Raw genomic sequence first — 19,337 nt, 5'->3', positions numbered from 1 at the left:
CTTATTATGGGTGGCCTACTTTATTCGCTCTTTGTTTAAAGATCGGATGGAAGTTGACCCTAAAGTTTATCATCCATATATTGCCTACTCTATTTTTATCGTTCTTTGGATTTTAACTAATTACTATTTTCAATCTGATCTATTAGTTAAATTTACTGAGCGTACCGCGATACAAGTAGCACTACTTGCTAACTTAAGCTCATATTTTGCGTTTAGTTTTGCCTTCTTATTTTCCTGTCGACTGGTATCAACAGAGAAAAACAAAAAATTAAAAACGTGGCAAGTGGTTCTTTTTTATGCTGAAACAACGTTTGCTCTTGCCATCAATCTGATACCAAACTTAACCGTTACTGGTGTTACTATTGTTGATAAAGGCCTTTTTACTATTCATTTCGGCCCATTAGCTACTCTATTTTTTCTTAATGCCTTTGTATTTATTGGCTTGATTATTTATAATTTTACAAAATTAAGAAAAAGTAAAATAAAACTGAATAAAGAAAAATCTACTTACTTATTGTTTGGTATTTTAATCTTTATGTCTTCAACTATTATTTCTCAGATTATCATACCTACGGTATGGCACGACTTTTCATTTGCTTGGATACCACCCGCCCTTTCCGTTACAGAAGCCGTTTTAATTGGTTATACGTTGCTTTATCATCGCTTATACAGCTTCCGTTATATCTCTTTTTGGGTAGCATCCTATACGATGACCTTAATCATCTTCCTTAGCCCTTTTCTGTATTTCTATAATAACCACCAAGAAAGCGGTTTATTCTATAGTAGTATTTTATTGATAATTTTCACTGGCTTATTTTGGAATAAAATACTTTCAAAAGCTAAAATGCTCTCTAGTTTATTAATATACAAAGACAAAAAAACGCCGGTAGATAAAATATATGAAATAGCAGATGAATTTAAATATTCCACTCAACATGCTATCGAGAAACTGGCTTCTCTGCTTGGAACACCACAAGATGACTTACTCTTAGTCGGTAAAAACACAAACTACAATATCTTCATACCACATTTGAACCAATCAAATTCTGCATTGGTGAAAGATGAGTTAGATTATCAAATTCACTATGCTCCAGAATCAAATCATTCTGAGCTGCATCAAGTACAAAAAGAGATGGATTCCCATAAAACAGCCTTAATACTACCTGTTTTTGGAAAAAATAAGCTGATTTCTCATTTGCTTATCTCTGCAAACAAACAAGATGGCTCTACTTTTTCTAATGAAGAGATTACCGCTGTACAGTGGGTATTAACCAAGGTTCAAGGGTATATTGAAAGTGAACGTAAAGTACGCCAGTCTCAAGCACTTGCTAACTCTATCGCCCATGAGATGCGTAACCCTTTATCACAACTTCAATACCACTTTGAACGTATTGGCGCACACTCAAAAGAAACAACGATCAATGATGAATTACAAAAAGGCAAATTGGCGATCCAACGTGGTGCCCAACTCATTGATATCATTCTCAGTGAAAGTAAAGGTTCAGAAATAAACCAACATTTATTTAAGTATTATTCCATTTCAGAATTAACCAATCAGTTTATAAATGAATATGCTTTTGACTCAGAAAAGATTCGTAACCGTATTAACGTTAATCTAAGCGATGATTTCACCATACATGCTAACGATACTTTATTTGGTTTTATCCTCTTTAATTTATTACGTAACTCCATTCATTATTTTGATAACTTAGACTGTAAGATATCAATACAGTTAACTAAAGGGAACACGACAAATTCTTTAATCTTTAGAGATACTGGGCCTGAAATTGATCCAAATATATTACCAAATATCTTTGATGACTTTTTTACTCATAATAAGAAAGGAGGCACTGGTTTAGGGCTATCTTATTGCCTAAGAGTTATGCACTCCTTTGGTGGCAATATTGCCTGCTATTCAAAAAAAGGAGAATTTACTGAATTCGTTCTGAGTTTTCCTAAAGTAAATAATGATATTCAGCCAATAACTCAGCCTCGACAAGTACAACAAGACATTACATTCGAAACGAATATTACAAATAACAACTCAGAAAGAACAATACTTATTGTTGATGATAAAAAAGTACAACGAATGTTAATACAAACCTTCATTGCCAATGATCATCTCACTATTATTCAAGCCGAAAACGGAGCTGAAGCGGTTCAAATTGTAGATAAAATAGATATTGACCTGATCTTCATGGATTCCCGTATGCCTGTGATGAATGGAACTGAAGCGGCTGAAAAAATTAAAGCGACTCACCCATCAATTCCTATCATCGCTCTTACTGGTGAATCTGGTCATGAAGAGATAGTAAACATCACATCAGTAATGGATGATTATTTAACCAAACCAATATCTAAACCACAATTGCTGCACACTCTCGAAAAATGGATAAAAAAATAGCCAGACACTGCTGGCTATTTATACACTCTATTCTTTTTAATTATTGAAACGGGCTAGGATCCCCAGCACCAATACGAACCACATTGATTTCATCATCACTAAAATCAACAACAGTTGTTGGTTGTTCACCTAAGTAACCACCATTCATAATCAAATCCACCGCATGCTCAAGTTGATCACGAATCGCCTCAGGATCAGACTCTGCCACCTCGTTACCCGGCAAGATCAAAGTTGTCGACATTAGAGGCTCCCCTAATGCTTCGAGCAGATCTAACGCAATTTTATTGTCAGGAACACGCATACCAATTGTCTTACGTTTTGGGTTCATAAGACGGCGAGGGACTTCTTTAGTGCCTTTAAAAATAAATGTGTACGCACCTGGCGTATTATTTTTTAATAAACGGAAAACACTGTTATCAACACGAGCATAAATTGAAAGCTCAGAAAGATCGCGGCATAACAAAGTAAAGTTATGTTTATCGTCTAAACGACGGATCTGACAAATACGTTCTAATGCCTGTTTATTCTCAAGCTGACAACCTAATGCATAACCTGAATCGGTTGGATAAATAACCACTCCACCATCACGAATGATAGCAACCGCTTGGCTAATTAAGCGGGCTTGTGGATTATCTGGATGTACATAAAAAAATTGGCTCATCATTCCTCCTGCCTAGCAGGTCATTGTTATTATTTAAGGATTAAGCCTACTCAAATGTTGGTAAATCCCATTCTTGCCATACTGGAACCACCCCTTCAGGCAGCCATAAATTTCTTCCAAGCTCAGTCCAAGGGGACGGATAATGGAAATCTGAACCTTGTGACGCTTGTAATTCATAATCAATTGCATAGTTTGCCAGCACTCGTCGCTCTTGTACGCCTTGCTGAGGTAGAGCAACTTCCATTGCGTCCCCTTTTGCTTCAACAAAAGCAACTAACAATCGTTTAATCCACTTTGCTGTTAAATTATAACGCCCAGGATGAGCTAATACTGCCGTTCCTCCCGCATTATGAATCACTTTAACGGCTTCTTCGATTGAGCACCAATCCGGCGGAACATACCCTATGTTATTGCGTGTTAAGAACTTTTTAAATACCGCTTGCATGGTTTTTGCGTGACCTTGGTCAACTAACCACTTGCCAAAATGCGCTCGTGTTAATGAACCACCATTAGCAAGAGCCACAGCACCTTCAAATGCTCCCACATATCCGGCTTTCTCAAGACGCTCAGCCATTTTTCGTGCTCGTGAGTCTCTACGTTGCGCTTGTTCTTCTATCAATGCAATTAATTCAGGGTGATTAACGTCAACATTAAGGCCTACAACATGAATATCCTTGTTGCTCCATAATGTAGAAATTTCAATACCATCAATTAAATGCACTGGTAATTCTTTTTCTTTGATCGTTTGGTGGGCTTCTGCTAAGCCAGCGACCGTATCATGATCGGTAATTGCTAAGACTTTTACATCAAAACTTACGGCTCTTTCTACTAATTCAGCAGGAGACATACGTCCATCCGACGCAGTTGTGTGACTATGTAGGTCTATTTTCATAATAATTCTTGACTTTCACCTCGCGTACTAGTTTACTGGTACGCAGTTAAACACTTTCTCAATGAATAATTGATATTATCTTTGTTTTAATAGTAGGTACTTTATGTCACAGCTTAGCAAACAACAAGCATTCTTAAAAACTAGCGTGATGACTAAACGTTGGTGGCACTACTTCGGGTAGTGTTTTGTGCTTAGTTAAGTGACATAAAACCTTGCCCGCCATCTAGCGGGTTTTTTTATGCCTTAAGCACAACCAATCAGTAAAACTAATAATAGATGAAAATCTAAACAGTCAGTCATTCAGCCCTCACAAGTTTTAAGAAAAGAGTGGCAACAAAAGTGAAATATGCGACTATGAAAACTAATAAAAATGTAACATCAATTCAACGCATTAGCAGGGAGGCTGGAATGCAGTCAGTAATACCCAATGATGGTCAGCTAGAAGTTCTTTCCCTTGACGTTCCATACGTTTCCGATCCAACCCAACTTTACTCTACGTTGTGTGAGAATAAAGAGATGAGCTTGTTGCTCGAAGGGGCTGAAGTAAACTCTAAGCAAAACATTATAAGCTTAATGCTGATTGATGCGGCGGTACGAATTCATTGTTTTGATAAAGACGTTACCTTAGAAGCCCTAACGCTGAACGGTGAACGTTTATTACAGACCTTAGCGCTATCTCTACCTCCTTCTTTGATTACTCTATCTTCTCAAACTCTACTCACGCTGCACTTTCCAGAGATTAACCAAGATCTGGATGAAGACAGCCGTTTACGTGAGCTTTCTTCTTTTGATGCTCTGCGTTTTATTCAAAATCACTTTGATGTAACTGGGTTACCCTCTAACGCGCTATTTTTAGGCGGTTTATTTGCTTATGATTTAGTGGCGAATTTTGAAAACCTTGGTAATGCAGAAACAACCAATAAGTGTCCTGATTATGTGTTTTATGTAGCGGAATCACTTTTGGTCATCGATCACCAAACCGAGTCTTCGGTACTTCAGGGCTCACTGTTTAATTCTGATGAGACTATCAAAACCAGTGTTTCTGCTCGACTTCTTGAAATTAAAGAATTTTGCTCAGAGCCACATACGGTTCCTGCAGCCCCAACGCTAGAAAATTGTGAAGCGGTTCCAAGTGTCTCCGATGAAGATTTCTGTCAAACCGTATTAGATTTAAAAGAATTTGTTATTAAAGGCGATATTTTCCAAGTTGTACCTTCTCGTCGATTCACTCTTCCTTGTCCCGCGCCATTAGCGGCTTACCGTGAACTGAAAATAGGTAACCCAAGCCCTTATATGTTTTATCTGCAAGATCGCGATTTCACCCTGTTTGGTGCATCGCCTGAATCTGCATTAAAATATGGCAAAGAAACCAACCAAGTTGAGATTTACCCAATCGCAGGCACACGTCAACGTGGTAAAAACAGCGATGGCTCTATCAACCATGATTTAGACAGCCGCATTGAATTAGAACTGCGTTGTGATACCAAAGAAAACGCAGAACACATGATGCTAGTTGATTTGGCTCGTAATGATGTGGCTCGTATTTCTGAAGCTGGCACCCGCTATGTGGCTGATTTATTAAAAGTAGACCGCTACAGCCATGTTATGCATCTGGTTTCTCGTGTTGTTGGTCAACTTCGAGGGGATCTTGATGCCCTTCATGCTTACCAAGCATGTATGAATATGGGGACATTAACTGGCGCACCAAAGATCCGTGCTATGCAGCTCATTCGTGACGTAGAAAAAACACGCCGAGGCACTTATGGTGGCGCTGTGGGTTATTTAACAGGCGATGGCAACATGGATACTTGTATTGTTATTCGTTCAGCCTATGTTGAAGACGGTATCGCTCAAGTTCAAGCCGGAGCTGGTGTGGTGTATGACTCTGATCCACAAGCTGAAGCCGATGAAACTCGTGGAAAAGCCCAAGCAGTGATCTCAGCAATTCAAAAAGCGCACTTAGCTCAACCAGTAAGCACTAAGGAGAAAAACTAATGGCTCATATTGTATTACTCGATAATTTCGACTCCTTTACTTATAACTTGGTTGATCAATTTCGCTCACTTGGTTACCCAGTCACTATTTATCGAAATAGTTTGTCAGCCGCGGCTTTTGAAGAGGCGGTAAATAAACTAGAAAATCCGGTAGTTGTACTATCTCCAGGACCAGGCGCGCCATCAGAAGCCGGCTGTATGCCTGAAGTCATTCAACGCTTAAAAGGCAAAGTACCTATGATTGGGATTTGTCTTGGTCATCAAGCGATTGTAGAAGCATATGATGGGACAGTTGCTGGAGCAGGTGAAATCGTTCATGGTAAATCAGCAATGATGAGCCATAACCAACACGCAATTTTTGATGGGTTACCAAACCCACTCTCTATTGCTCGTTATCACTCTTTGGTGGCGACAAAGGTAACCGACCAATTAACCATTACAGCAACCGTTGATGATTTAGTCATGGCTGTGATCCAAGAAGAAGATAAAGTGTGTGGATTCCAATTTCATCCTGAATCCATTTTAACGACGCAAGGCGCTGAGCTACTAATTAATACATTAAACTGGGCTTTAAATTTAGATTCAAGCCGTTCAGACAATAAAGAATAAGGATATTCGTATGACTCAAATTGAAGCCATTTTCACTAAACTGTATGATCAAACTTCGCTTTCAGAAACAGAAAGCCAAGTTCTTTTTGATGCCATTATTAAAGGCGAGTTAGAGCCTATTCTACTTACCGCTGCCCTAACCTGTTTGAAAATCAAAGGTGAAACACCAAACGAAATTGCAGGTGCAGCAAAAGCACTGCTTGATAATGCCAATGAATTCCCTCGTCCTGATTACGATTTCGCCGACATTGTTGGTACAGGTGGTGACGGTTCAAATACGATAAATATTTCCACCACAGCGGCGTTTGTTGCTGCGGCATGTGGATTAAAAATCGCAAAACATGGCAATCGCGGCGTATCAAGTAAATCAGGTTCTTCTGACTTATTAGATTCTTTTGGTATTAATTTAGCCATGTCAGCAGAAGACACACGAAAAGCGGTTGATGATTTAGGCGTTGCTTTCTTATTTGCGCCTCACTATCACGGTGGTGTTCGACATGCGATGCCAGTCCGTCAAACCATGAAAACCCGCACCATCTTTAATATCCTTGGTCCGCTGATCAACCCCGCTCGTCCAAACATTGAATTAATGGGTGTGTATGATGAGTCTCTGGTTCGCCCTATCGCAGAAACCATGGTGAATATGGGAATGAAACGCGCAGCGGTTGTCTTTGGTTCTGGTTTAGATGAGGTTGCTATTCATGGCCCAACAACCGTCGCTGAAATTATTGATGGTGAAATCAAAGAATACACATTAACGCCTGAAGATTTTGGTCTAGACACTCATCCGCTTGAAGCAATTAAAGGCGGAGAGCCAGAAGAAAACAGAGCGATTATTACTGATATTCTGACAGGTAAAGGCACTGACGCTCAACTGGGCGCTATTGCGGTTAATGTTTCACTATTAATGCGTCTGTTTGGTCATGAAGATTTAAAAGCCAATGCACAAAAAGCCATTGATGCGATGAACTCAGGTAAAGCATTTGAGCTAGTTCAACAACTGGCTGCACGAGGATAGAAAGATGACACAACAATTGTCTGAGCACATCTCAGTAGAAAATACCCAAATGGCTGAAGTGCTTGTAAAAATTGTCAAAGATAAAGCAATTTGGATAAATGAGCGCAAAGAAACACAGCCTCTTGATACCTTTAAGAATGGCCTAACTAGCTCTGATCGCAGTTTTTACCAAGCATTAAAAACGGGAAAAACTGAGTTTATTCTTGAATGTAAAAAAGCATCACCATCAAAAGGATTAATCCGACAAGATTTTGATCTTAACTACATTGCTTCAGTCTATAACAAACACGCCAGTGCGATTTCTGTGTTAACGGACGAAAAGTATTTCCAAGGCAGTTTTGATTTCTTACCCATTATTCGTGACCAAGTTAATCAGCCTATTCTGTGCAAAGATTTTATGATTGATGCATACCAAGTCTATTTAGCTCGCCATTACGGTGCAGATGCCATTCTACTCATGCTTTCAGTGCTTAACGATGAAGAATACAAAGAGCTTGCAGAAGTCGCTCATTCATTTGGCATGGGTGTACTCACTGAAGTCAGTAATGAAGAAGAGTTACACCGAGCGGTCGCATTAGAAGCGCAAGTGATTGGTATAAACAACCGTAACCTACGTGATTTATCAACCGATTTGAACCGCACAAAAGAGCTTGCACCATTACTGCCAAAAGGCACAACCATTATTTCTGAGTCTGGTATTTATAACCACCAACAAGTAAAAGATCTGGCAAAACACGCAGCAGGTTTTTTAATTGGCAGCTCATTAATGGCAGAAGAAAACCTAGAACTGGCAGCACGAAAAGTGATCCTAGGTGAAAACAAAGTATGCGGCTTAACGTCTGTTGAAGATGCAAAAGCAGTTTATGACTCTGGTGCCGTATATGGCGGACTTATCTTTGTTGAAAAATCACCGCGTTTTGTTTCATTAGAGACAGCAAAAGCCATAACTCAATCAACCACGTTGAATTATGTAGGCGTTTTCCAAAACGATGCAGTGTCTACTGTTGCACAACGAGCGAACGAACTATCTCTTGCGGTGGTTCAATTGCATGGTTCTGAAAGCGAAGAATACATTGCAGAACTAAAACAACAGCTACCAGCAGGTTGCCAAGTGTGGAATGTTATTTCTGTGTCAGATGATGCACAAAGCATTTCCCTTCCTCAAAGTCTTGCTGATAAAGTGTTGGTAGATTGTAAAGTAGGCACTCAAGCAGGCGGGACTGGCGTTAGTTTTGATTGGGATAAACTACCACATAGCAACATTATGCTAGCCGGTGGTTTATCACTAGAAAATACCAAACAAGCTGCACAACTTGGTTGTTACGGATTAGATTTCAACTCTGGTGTCGAATCGGCACCAGGAAAAAAGATCACAAAAAATTACGCGCCGTATTTAGCGCATTACGAGATTATTAAGGAAAATATCATGGCAAAATTAGATGCCTACTTCGGTGAATATGGTGGTCAATACGTTCCACAAATTTTAGTACCTGCATTGGACCAACTTGAGCAAGCCTTTATTGATGCTCAAGCAGATGAAGATTTCCGAGCTGAGTTTATGACGTTACTGCAAGAATACGCAGGCCGTCCTACCGCACTTACTCTTTGCCGTAACCTAACCAAGGGGACTAAAACTAAACTGTACCTAAAGCGTGAAGATTTGCTGCACGGTGGCGCTCACAAAACTAACCAAGTATTAGGTCAGGCGCTACTTGCAAAACGCATGGGTAAAGAAGAGATCATTGCTGAAACGGGTGCAGGTCAACACGGCGTTGCAACTGCTCTTGCTTGTGCTCTGCTTGGCTTAAAATGTCGTGTTTACATGGGCGCTAAAGATATTGAACGTCAAAGCCCGAATGTATTCCGCATGGAGTTAATGGGTGCAACAGTGATCCCTGTTCATTCAGGTTCATCAACGCTAAAAGATGCCTGTAATGAAGCACTACGTGACTGGTCTGCAACTTATGAAACTGCGCATTATCTATTAGGTACAGCAGCTGGCCCTCACCCATTCCCGACGATTGTTCGTGATTTCCAACGAATGATTGGCGAAGAAACAAAAATGCAGATCCTTGCTCGTGAAGGCCGTCTTCCTGATGCGGTTATTGCTTGTGTTGGTGGTGGTTCAAACGCGATTGGTATGTTTGCTGATTTTATTGAAGAAGAAGATGTAAAACTGATTGGTGTAGAGCCTGCCGGTAAAGGTATTGATACCGACCAACATGGTGCGCCACTTAAGCATGGTAAAACGGGTATCTTCTTTGGTATGAAAGCACCATTGATGCAGGATGAACATGGTCAAATTGAAGAGTCTTACTCTGTATCTGCTGGGCTTGATTTCCCATCAGTTGGCCCACAACACGCACATTTGAATGCCATTGGCCGTGCAGAATATGGATCAGTTACCGATGATGAAGCACTAGAGGCATTCCAAACCTTAGCAAAAGGCGAAGGGATTATTCCTGCATTAGAATCATCTCATGCTCTGGCTTATGCACTTCAGCTAGCGCATGCTGAACCAGAAAAAGAACAGTTGTTAGTGGTTAACCTATCAGGCCGTGGTGACAAAGATATCTTCACTGTTCATGACATTCTAAAAGAAAAGGGAGAAATCTAATGGATCGTTATCAAGACCTATTTGCTAAATTAGCAGACAAAAACCAAGGTGCCTTTGTTCCTTTTGTAACCATTGGCGATCCAAATCCCGAGCTCTCTTACCAGATAATGGAAACGTTAGTTGAATCAGGAGCAGATGCCCTTGAATTAGGCATTCCATTTTCTGATCCTTTAGCGGATGGCCCTACTATCCAAGGTGCAAACATTCGTGCATTAGACAGTAAAACAACACCTGCCGTTTGTTTTGAATTGATCTCAAAAATCCGAGCTAAATACCCTGAAACACCAATCGGTCTTTTAGTGTACGCAAATCTTGTGTTCGCAAATGGCATCGATACTTTCTATGCTAAATGCCAACAAGCTGGTGTAGATTCAGTACTAATTGCTGATGTACCAACCAATGAGTCTGAAGAATTTAGAGCAAGTGCACTCAAGCATAATGTTCATCCAATCTTTATAGCTCCACCATCAGCATCGGATGAAACGTTAGAAACCGTTGCTAAATTAGGTGGCGGCTACACCTACCTTCTTTCTCGTGCTGGTGTTACTGGCGCAGAAACCAAAGCAGGTATGCCTGTTGCTCAACTATTAGAGCGCTTAAACCAATTTGATGCACCACCAGCTATCTTAGGTTTTGGTATTTCAGAGCCTGCACAAGTTGAAGAAGCGATTAAAGCAGGCGCAGCAGGGGCTATTTCTGGCTCTGCGACCGTAAAGATCATTGAACAAAATCAAAATAATCCAGCCGCTTTACTTAAAGCTCTTTCATCGTTTACTTTATCGATGAAAGCGGCAACACAAAAATAACATTTAACATATTATCTCATCCCAAAAGAGCTCATCACGAGCTCTTTTTTTATTCTTCCCTTTTCTATACTGACTTTGCCATAATAAATATTCATTAGAGTCCACTTACCAAAAAGTAACAACAAACCTCACGACGCACAAAAAAGAAACAAAAAGCCTACATATGACTACATAAATTGAGAAGTATTTGATAAAACCATTGATAGATGTAAAAGTTACGTGTAAAACATCACCCAATATATTCAACTAACAATTACATATTTAACAAGATACATAAACTTTATCTTGTTAAAAAAACAGCATAGAGGTAATCAAAGTGTTACAACAAAAAGGACTTCTCAACAATATTGGCGTTCAAGTCGTTATTGCCATGATCGTAGGTACCATGGTTGGTGCAACAATGGGGCAATCTGCCGCTATGTTTGCTCCTTTAGGTACAATCTTTATTAACCTAATAAAAATGCTAGTGATCCCACTGGTTGCTGTTGCTCTAATCTCTGGTGCTGCTGGTCTAGGTAATAGCAGTAATGCAGGTAAAGTGGGGTTAACTACTTTAGGTTACTTTGGTATCACTTCAGCACTTGCGGTTGCACTTGCACTGTTCATGGGTGAGATTTTTGAGCCGGGTAAAGGCATCGATGTCTCTGGCGTTGAAGGTATGTTCTCATCAGCGTATGCCGCGAAAGGTGAGCTGCCAACGTTCTGGGCGACCATCACTGGTATGATCCCAACTAACGTTTTCCAATCATTAAATGAAGCAAACATTCTACAAATTCTCGTTTTCTGCTTATTTTTTGGCATTGGTCTTTCTAAACTAGAAAAGAAACGTCGTGAGCCAATGATCAATGCGGTTAATAGCATTGTTGATATTATGGTTTGGATGATCAATAAAGTAATGATCATCGCCCCTATCGGTGTGTTTGGTTTAATGGCTGAGGCCGTGGGTACGTTTGGTTTTGGCGCGTTAATGGTCGTGTTTAAACTATTCGTTGTTTATGTTGCTGCTATTCTTGTATTTGGTTTTATTGCGTATCCATTAATGGTTGGCCTACTAACTAAAACCTCTGCAAAGAAATTCCTGATTGCAATGAAGAAGCCACAAGCTGTTGCATTATCAACTGCATCATCAATGGCAACACTTCCTGTAACTATGGAAACCGTTGAGAAAGACTTAGGTGTTCGTAACTCTACCGCATCATTTGTCCTGCCATTAGGCGCAACGATCAACATGTCTGGTAATGCAATTTACTACGGTCTAGTCGCTATCTTCTTTGCTCAGCTGTTCAACATTGATCTGTCAATTGGGGCTTATGTAGCAATTATTGTGACATCAACACTGGGTGCTGTTGGTCAAGCCGGTGTTCCTGGCCCCTCTTTCCTAGTCGTTGCTGTTCTACTTGCTGCTGGTATTCCAATCGAAGGTCTACCACTTCTATTCGCATTAGACCGTATCTTCGATATGATCCGTACCGCTCTGAACATCACTGGTGATGCTGCGTGTGCCGTGATTGTTGACTCAATGGTTGAAGAAACAGCAGAAACAACGACAGAAAATAAAGAAGCGTAGATTCATTACTTCTTTACATTAGATATTATTAAGCCAACTCACTCTTTCTCGTTGAAAGCATATGAGTTGGCTTTTCTTTTTCACCAACAAGCACGCATAAAATGTAACAAGCAATTTTTAGCGATTCCCTCCCCTCTAAATTTTAGATACACTCGCTACATAATTAATTATTGGCTCAACCTATAAATATGAAACAGATTTTAGATTTTATCCCACTGATTATCTTTTTTACCCTGTACAAAATGTACGATATTTACACCGCAACAGGCGCACTTATCATAGCAACAGCTGTTCAACTTGTTTTGACTTACGTTCTTTATAAGAAAGTTGAAAAAATGCAGCTAATCACCTTCCTTATGGTAACCGTCTTCGGTGGTATGACGATCTTCTTACATGATGATAACTTCATTAAATGGAAAGTAACGATTGTATATTGTGTTTTTGCTGCTGGTTTACTGGTTTCTCAGATCATTGGCAAGCCTGTAATCAAAGGTATGCTAGGCAAAGAAGTGACGCTTACTGACCCTCAGTGGAACAAGATCAACTACGCTTGGATCTTATTTTTCACCGTATGTGCAATTGCCAACTTATACGTAGCATTCGAAATGCCATTAGATGTATGGGTTAACTTTAAGGTCTTCGGCTTACTTGGATTAACCTTCTTATATACACTACTTACTGGTATGTACGTTTACAAACACATGCCAAAAGAGAAAAAAGAAGAGCAAGAGTAACTAAAAACTCAAACAAAAAGACATAAGCCGTGCTGCTTTATCGCACGGCTTTTTTATATCTGTTTTTTTATGATAAACTCTGCATAATTTCATTTTAGTTGTATTGGAAATCAATTTGACAACTCCATCATCTCTTGGACAAGCGCCTAAAGGCCAACTCCTTCTACGTACTCTTTCAATGCCAGCAGACACCAATGCCAATGGTGATATCTTTGGCGGATGGATCATGTCACAACTGGATTTAGCTGGTGGTATTTTAGCCAAAGAAATTTCTGGTGGTCGTATTGTTACAGTGTCTGTTTCTAGTATTACTTTTAAAAAGCCAGTAAAAGTAGGTGATGTTGTTTGTTGCTATGGCGAATGTGTAAAAATTGGCCGTACTTCAATGTCGATTAATCTTGAGGTGTGGGTTAAGCCAATTAAAGAGCACGGTATTGGTGACCGCTTTATGGTATGTGACGCCACATTTAACTATGTTGCGATTGATGCGAAAGGAAAACCGCGTCCAATCCCTAAAACTGCGTAGTTATTAGAATTTTTCTGATTAATTAGTAAAAAGCTCTGGTTTATAGCCGGAGCTTTTTTTATGATGGTTATATCAATGATGATACAGAATAAAAGGACTCAACTATGTGGTATGTAATCTTTTCTCAAGATGTTGAAAACAGTTTAGAACGTCGCTTAAGTGTTCGTGATAAACATCTAGAGCGCCTTACTCTACTACAAAATGAAGGTCGTTTATTAGTAGCAGGTCCAATGCCAGCAATCGATTCAGAAAACCCTGGTGAAGCAGGCTTTACTGGTTCCACCGTGATTGCAGAATTTGATTCACTAGATGCAGCCAAAGAATGGGCAAATAACGACCCATATATTGATGCTGGGGTTTATGCGAATGTCATCGTAAAACCATTTAAAACAGTGCTTCCTGCTTAACAACTAATAGCCTTTATTACGCTAAAAGCTAATTACTAAAGCCATTTACTAAAAGCAATTTTATTAAAAAGAAACCTAATGAAAAAAATCATTCTTATCGCGTTAAGCGCAATCCTGCTTTCAGGTTGTGCCTCTAACGAACAACAACAAGAAATAGAAATGTTGGCTGATTATCGCGCCAGTATTCTTTCAAGTACCGTCCCTCTAGAAATGGGGCCACTCACCTTAATTCAAGTAAAAGAGAAACAAGGTGTGGTTGAAATGGTATTTTTAGATGGTGGCTCTGGTGAAATGAGTACTAATCAAATTATTGAAAACAGTATCGCCACCTACTGTAATGATAAAGAAATCCGCCCTGTACTAGAAAAAGGCGTTTCTTATCGTTATTTGATTCGTAATTCTCGCGGTCAAAAACAAAACGATATCTTAGTCACAGAACAATCTTGTTTAGATCGTGAACAGATGAACGAAGAAAAATAGAGTTCAATACCGATAAATAATAAAAGCCCTCTCACTAATCATAATGAGAGGGCTTTTCTAAATCTATACTGCTACCTTGCAAACTAACGCGTAAAACGCATCACTTTTAAGCCGCTTTCAGGATTAATATCTGCAAACTCTGGCGGGTTATCTAAACGCTCTACAAACTTCAGCTCTGGCGCTTCTTCAGCCATACCATCAATTAAGAAATCAGTAGATACCGCTGGCGAATTCACACAAGCTAACACTTCACCCGTTTCACTCAATAAACTTGGTAAACGACGTAAGATCTTTTGGTAATCTTTGGTCAGTGCAAAGCTGCCTTTTTGGAAACTAGGTGGATCAATAATGATCAGATCATACAAACCTAACTTCTTAATCTTACCCCACGATTTAAAAATATCATGACCTAAGAACTTAACTTTAGACAGATCATGATCATTTAAACGATGATTATCACGACCACGACTCAACGGCCCTTTCGCCATATCTAAATTAACCACTTGAGTCGCGCCACCCGCAATTGCAGCAACAGAAAAGCCACACGTATATGCAAACAGGTTTAACACTGATTTGCCTTCACTGTGTGCTTGAACCCATTTTCGACCATAGCGCATATCTAAAAATAGCCCCATGTTCTGGTTCTTTTTAAGCTCTAGCTGATATTTCAAACCATTTTCTACAGCAACAGGGAAAGTCTCTTCACTGCCCCACACGACTTGAGTTGGTGCTAACTCTTGATAACGATGTTGCAATAAAATGGCTTGGCCTTTAGCATTTTTCCATGTATCAGATCCAGCAAATGCGTTCAGCTTTGATTCTAAAGCTTCAACAAAAGTAGGCTCTTGCTCTTTAAATAACGCCACCACTAGTTGACCTTGAGAGCTCTGACTTTGAGAACCCTGACCTTGAAGCCAATCAACAGTGAGCTGTTCTAAGCCTTCAAAGCACTGACCACGGCCATGAAATAAACGACGAAGCTCATTCTGTGGGGTTACTAGCTGTGCTTCTAAGTGAGTAAATAACGTATCTAATGCTTCTATCTTCATGATTTCTTCTTAATCTCTGGCCAAGTTAATGTCCACGGAGTTTGCCACTGCGCTAATCCTGCTTGAATAGTGTCATCTTGCCACTCTTCACCTTGCTTTGGTGTTTCAACAAATTCAAACGCTTGCTCTTGATAAGTAAAGCGTAAAGCATATGCATGAAGATAACCGCGATCTGCTTTAGATGAGCTATAAATTGAATCACCCAAAATCCCCGAACCGACACTCTTTAATGCGACTCGAATTTGATGAGTTTTACCAGTATGAGGCTTACATAAAAATAGACGATTGCTATTATGTGCAGCCGTTGAGAAAAACTGAGTAATTGCAGGGTTGTCTTTACTGTTGATCAGCTTCCATGACGCTCTACGTGAACGTTCCATATCGCCAATAACCAGACCTTGTTTTTTCTTAGGCTTTTTATCACCAATAGCGAGGTAATATTTTTCAACCAAACGCTTTGCGAACAATTGTGATAATTCACTTGCAGCAGACTGATTACGACCAATCAGCAATAGCCCTGACGTCATCTTGTCTAAACGATGAATTAAATAAAGCTGCTTATCACCAGTAACTTTAGCTAACTCAATCAATAATGAGGTTTCACCATCGTCTTTATGAACACTGATGTTTGGGTGCTTATTTATAACAAGAAAATCTGAATTTTGATAAAGGATATCGAACATTGGCGCTCCTAAAATTGAGCGCAGAGTATATACCGAAGCGAAGGGATTATGCGAGAGCCTATAGATATTTATCATTAAAACCTTAAGAACTCTCACTTAACATCGTAAATAACGAATGAAGAGCTAGCAGCCTGTTGTTACCGTCGATAGCTGATAAGGTTCATCAACAGATTTAGCCTCAACATACTTAACATAACAATTTGTCTTTTTTACTGAATCCATTTGGTCATAAGTACCTACAATCCTAGATAATGAAATATACTCAGCAACACCATCGTTATCATTTATTGAACCACCAGTCCATTCTTTATCCACGGTATACGGCTCATAATCAATTTCCATATACTTAGTCCACTGATCGTAAACTGGGTATCCGTAAGAATAAGTAATTCCATCCTGAATAGCTGAATTTTCTTTCTCAATACCTAATATGGCAGCTTTAGAATATGTAAGACTTATCGCCCCTTCCATCTCACCTTTTAATCCATTAATCGCTGCAGCTTTTGCATCATTCTGTAGATTTAAAAACTTAGGTGCAGCAACAACGGCAAGAATGCCTAATATAACAATGACAACGACTAATTCAATTAATGTAAAACCAGATTTTTTTTGCATACCCGTCTCTGACTAATTATAAATTTACGTACACTTACAGGTTAAAAACTAATTTTACAAATGAACGATGTCTCATTTTATATATATTCTTAAAATAAAAAAAATGCTGACATATTTGCCAGCATTTCATTACTTTGAATTATATTTTCACTTATGACGTTCTTTCAGTTTATTAATAACATCATCGAACGATAGGCCTTGATCTTGAAGCAGAACAAACAAGTGATACATTAAATCTGCTGATTCACACACTAACTCCGCCTTGTCACCCGACGTCGCTGCAAGCGCGACTTCAACGCCTTCTTCACCAACTTTCTGCGAAATACGTTTGGTGCCACGGGCATAGAGACTTGCTGTATAAGATGAGTCAGGATCAGCATTCTTACGCTCGGCAAGTAGTTGTTCCAACTGATGAAGCCACACCAATTGCGTTTCTTCAGTTTTATCGCTATCCCAACAGGTAGTTGCTCCTGTATGGCACGTTGGACCAACAGGGTTTACTTTAATAAGCAGAGTATCGTTATCGCAATCTAGAGAAATATTCACCAGATTTAAACTGTTCCCCGACTCTTCACCTTTGGTCCATAAACGATTTTTAGTACGAGAGAAAAACGTCACTTTTTCTGTCTCTAGCGTTTTCGCCAAGGCTTCTTGGTTCATGTACCCCATCATCAATACTTGGCTTGAACCAAAATCTTGAATAATAGCAGGTACTAAACCATCCACTTTTTCCCAATCAATTCGTGTTGCTAATTCTTGTTGGCTCATCGGCGTACCTCTACATCCTGTTCGGCTAAATATTCTTTCAATTCACCAATATTGATGATTTGTTTGTGAAATACTGACGCTGCTAACGCACCATCAACATTGGTTTTTTTATAAGCATCCGCAAAGTGAACCATTTCACCAGCACCACCTGACGCAATTAATGGAACATGGCACACTTCTCGTACCATTTTTAATTGTTCTAAATCGTAACCATTACGAACGCCATCTTGGTTCATCATGTTTAATACGATTTCGCCTGCTCCACGTTTTTGAACTTCTTGCACCCAATCTTTGGTTTCCCATTTGGTTGCTTTGGTACGCTCTTCATCACCAGTAAATTGATAAACTTGGTATTTACCCGTATCTTTATCAAAGTAAGAATCAATACCCACGACGATGCACTGAACACCAAATTTATCGGCAAGTTCTGTGATAAGTTCTGGGTTCGCTAATGCAGGAGAGTTAATTGATACTTTGTCAGCACCAAATTCTAAAATCTTCGCAGCATCTTCTGCAGTTTTAATTCCACCTGCCACACAGAATGGAATATCAATCACCTCAGCGACGCGTGCGACCCAGCTTTTGTCTACTACGCGGCCATCACTTGATGCGGTAATGTCATAAAATACCAATTCATCGGCCCCCTCTTCAGCGTAACGCTGTGCTAACGGAACGATATCACCAATGATTTCATGATTACGGAATTGAACGCCTTTGACCACTTGTCCATCTTTAACATCAAGACAAGGAACTATTCGCTTTGCCAACATTGGAATGCCTCCTCTGCGGTGAACTTGCCATCAAGCAGTGCTCGACCCACAATGACACCAGCAACACCAGAGCCTTTCAGCGCGGCGATATCATCCAGTGACCCTATACCACCTGATGATTGAAATTGCACTTGTGGGTACTGTTTACATAGGTCTACGTAGAGTTCTACATTCGAGCCTTGCAACGTGCCATCGCGTGAAATATCAGTACATAATACGTGCTTAAGACCAACCGTTAGATAATCTTCAAGCAGCGCTTCAATAGTCACACCAGAATCTTCTTGCCAGCCTGAAATAGCTACATTACGTGTGCCGTTTTCATCAATGTTAATATCTAGCGCCAATACGATTTTTTCTGCGCCGTATTTTTCCATCCAACCTTTAACTAATTCTGGCTGCTTTACCGCGGTAGAACCCACAACCACACGTTGTGCACCGGCGTTTAATAAATCTTGAACGTCTGCTTCATTACGTACGCCACCACCAATTTGGATATTGGCTGGGGTACTTGCTAACAAACGTGCGATCAAACCCAATTGACGCGCTGTTGTGTCTTTTGCGCCAGTTAAATCAACAAGGTGCAGCCAATTAGCGCCTGCTTGGTGATACAAATTGAACTGTTCAGCCGGATCAACTTTGTATTCTGTTACTTGCCCGTAGTCGCCTTGAAATAGGCGAACTACTTGGCCTTCAATTAAATCTAATGCTGGAATGATCATTCTAATTCCTTTTAGCTC

At 39.8% G+C, this 19,337-nt stretch carries 19 protein-coding genes and 1 pseudogene; 12 read left to right on the top strand and 8 right to left on the bottom strand.

Annotated features, from left to right (window positions below; all coding sequences use genetic code 11):
* The first annotated feature begins 46 nt into the window (after window positions 1-46).
* Window positions 47-2,404, top strand: coding sequence for a response regulator (locus AC2INI_RS05405; RefSeq protein ID WP_486317275.1), 2,358 nt, complete (start codon window positions 47-49; stop codon window positions 2,402-2,404).
* Window positions 2,405-2,444: 40 nt separating this feature from the next.
* Here AC2INI_RS05405 and AC2INI_RS05400 read toward each other — a convergent pair whose 3' ends face one another.
* A complete protein-coding gene (locus tag AC2INI_RS05400) occupies window positions 2,445-3,065 on the bottom strand; it encodes an L-threonylcarbamoyladenylate synthase (protein WP_122035272.1) in 621 nt (206 codons plus the stop codon).
* Between the two features lie 46 nt (window positions 3,066-3,111).
* Entirely contained in the window at window positions 3,112-3,957 is an 846-nt protein-coding gene (gene rnm / locus AC2INI_RS05395) for an RNase RNM (protein ID WP_486305515.1), read from the bottom strand.
* A 408-nt stretch (window positions 3,958-4,365) separates the two neighbouring features.
* On the opposite strand from rnm, the gene AC2INI_RS05390 reads away from it, so the two are divergent.
* The 11 genes and pseudogenes from AC2INI_RS05390 to AC2INI_RS05340 all read left to right on the top strand — a co-directional run bounded on the left by AC2INI_RS05390 (window position 4,366) and on the right by AC2INI_RS05340 (window position 14,715).
* Window positions 4,366-5,952 carry an anthranilate synthase component 1 gene (locus AC2INI_RS05390; protein ID WP_486305514.1) on the top strand — a complete coding sequence of 529 codons (1,587 nt, stop codon included), beginning with the start codon at window positions 4,366-4,368 and terminating at the stop codon, window positions 5,950-5,952.
* Window positions 5,952-6,560: an aminodeoxychorismate/anthranilate synthase component II gene (locus AC2INI_RS05385; RefSeq protein ID WP_486305513.1), complete on the top strand. Its 609-nt coding sequence runs from the start codon at window positions 5,952-5,954 to the stop codon at window positions 6,558-6,560. The genes AC2INI_RS05390 and AC2INI_RS05385 overlap by 1 nt, the downstream gene beginning before the upstream one ends.
* A 10-nt stretch (window positions 6,561-6,570) precedes the next feature.
* Complete coding sequence (gene trpD / locus AC2INI_RS05380) at window positions 6,571-7,578, top strand: anthranilate phosphoribosyltransferase (RefSeq protein WP_486305512.1); 1,008 nt, start codon at window positions 6,571-6,573, stop codon at window positions 7,576-7,578.
* Window positions 7,579-7,582: 4 nt separating this feature from the next.
* Window positions 7,583-8,994, top strand: a pseudogene (trpCF, locus tag AC2INI_RS05375) (bifunctional indole-3-glycerol-phosphate synthase TrpC/phosphoribosylanthranilate isomerase TrpF).
* A gap of 10 nt (window positions 8,995-9,004) precedes the next feature.
* Window positions 9,005-10,195 (top strand): tryptophan synthase subunit beta, encoded by a 1,191-nt coding sequence (gene trpB / locus AC2INI_RS05370; protein ID WP_045101776.1) that lies wholly within the window; start codon window positions 9,005-9,007, stop codon window positions 10,193-10,195.
* The gene (trpA, locus tag AC2INI_RS05365; protein WP_486305511.1) at window positions 10,195-11,001 is read left to right on the top strand and encodes a tryptophan synthase subunit alpha; all 807 of its coding nucleotides are present in this window, start codon (window positions 10,195-10,197) and stop codon (window positions 10,999-11,001) included. The genes trpB and trpA overlap by 1 nt, the downstream gene beginning before the upstream one ends.
* Before the next feature lie 316 nt (window positions 11,002-11,317).
* Window positions 11,318-12,568 (top strand): dicarboxylate/amino acid:cation symporter, encoded by a 1,251-nt coding sequence (locus tag AC2INI_RS05360; protein WP_122035284.1) that lies wholly within the window; start codon window positions 11,318-11,320, stop codon window positions 12,566-12,568.
* Between the two features lie 188 nt (window positions 12,569-12,756).
* Window positions 12,757-13,302, top strand: a complete 546-nt coding sequence (locus AC2INI_RS05355) for a septation protein A (protein WP_486305510.1) — start codon at window positions 12,757-12,759, stop codon at window positions 13,300-13,302.
* A gap of 178 nt (window positions 13,303-13,480) precedes the next feature.
* On the top strand, window positions 13,481-13,828 hold the full coding sequence (gene yciA, locus AC2INI_RS05350) for an acyl-CoA thioester hydrolase YciA (RefSeq protein WP_254052654.1): 348 nt from the start codon (window positions 13,481-13,483) through the stop codon (window positions 13,826-13,828).
* Window positions 13,829-13,932: 104 nt separating this feature from the next.
* Window positions 13,933-14,235 (top strand): YciI family protein, encoded by a 303-nt coding sequence (locus AC2INI_RS05345; RefSeq protein WP_486305509.1) that lies wholly within the window; start codon window positions 13,933-13,935, stop codon window positions 14,233-14,235.
* A 78-nt stretch (window positions 14,236-14,313) separates the two neighbouring features.
* Window positions 14,314-14,715 (top strand): GspS/AspS pilotin family protein, encoded by a 402-nt coding sequence (locus AC2INI_RS05340; protein WP_486305508.1) that lies wholly within the window; start codon window positions 14,314-14,316, stop codon window positions 14,713-14,715.
* An 83-nt stretch (window positions 14,716-14,798) separates the two neighbouring features.
* Here the strand turns inward: AC2INI_RS05340 and AC2INI_RS05335 are convergent, their stop codons facing one another.
* The 6 genes from AC2INI_RS05335 to hisA all read right to left on the bottom strand — a co-directional run bounded on the left by AC2INI_RS05335 (window position 14,799) and on the right by hisA (window position 19,319).
* The gene (locus tag AC2INI_RS05335; RefSeq protein ID WP_486305507.1) at window positions 14,799-15,764 is read right to left on the bottom strand and encodes a class I SAM-dependent methyltransferase; all 966 of its coding nucleotides are present in this window, start codon (window positions 15,762-15,764) and stop codon (window positions 14,799-14,801) included.
* Window positions 15,761-16,447, bottom strand: a complete 687-nt coding sequence (locus tag AC2INI_RS05330) for a TIGR01621 family pseudouridine synthase (protein ID WP_486305506.1) — start codon at window positions 16,445-16,447, stop codon at window positions 15,761-15,763. Before AC2INI_RS05330 ends, AC2INI_RS05335 begins: the two co-directional genes overlap by 4 nt.
* Before the next feature lie 123 nt (window positions 16,448-16,570).
* Complete coding sequence (locus AC2INI_RS05325) at window positions 16,571-17,062, bottom strand: type II secretion system protein (protein ID WP_486305505.1); 492 nt, start codon at window positions 17,060-17,062, stop codon at window positions 16,571-16,573.
* Window positions 17,063-17,209: 147 nt separating this feature from the next.
* On the bottom strand, window positions 17,210-17,830 hold the full coding sequence (hisIE, locus tag AC2INI_RS05320) for a bifunctional phosphoribosyl-AMP cyclohydrolase/phosphoribosyl-ATP diphosphatase HisIE (RefSeq protein ID WP_486305504.1): 621 nt from the start codon (window positions 17,828-17,830) through the stop codon (window positions 17,210-17,212).
* The gene (hisF, locus tag AC2INI_RS05315) at window positions 17,827-18,600 is read right to left on the bottom strand and encodes an imidazole glycerol phosphate synthase subunit HisF (RefSeq protein WP_122035303.1); all 774 of its coding nucleotides are present in this window, start codon (window positions 18,598-18,600) and stop codon (window positions 17,827-17,829) included. The genes hisIE and hisF overlap by 4 nt, the downstream gene beginning before the upstream one ends.
* Entirely contained in the window at window positions 18,582-19,319 is a 738-nt protein-coding gene (gene hisA, locus AC2INI_RS05310; protein ID WP_122035305.1) for a 1-(5-phosphoribosyl)-5-[(5-phosphoribosylamino)methylideneamino]imidazole-4-carboxamide isomerase, read from the bottom strand. The genes hisF and hisA overlap by 19 nt, the downstream gene beginning before the upstream one ends.
* Window positions 19,320-19,337: the final 18 nt, after the last annotated feature.

This window comes from Aliivibrio friggae (assembly GCF_057368515.1).
Note: the sequence above shows the minus strand (reverse complement) of the source record. Positions and strands in the feature narration are given on the sequence as shown.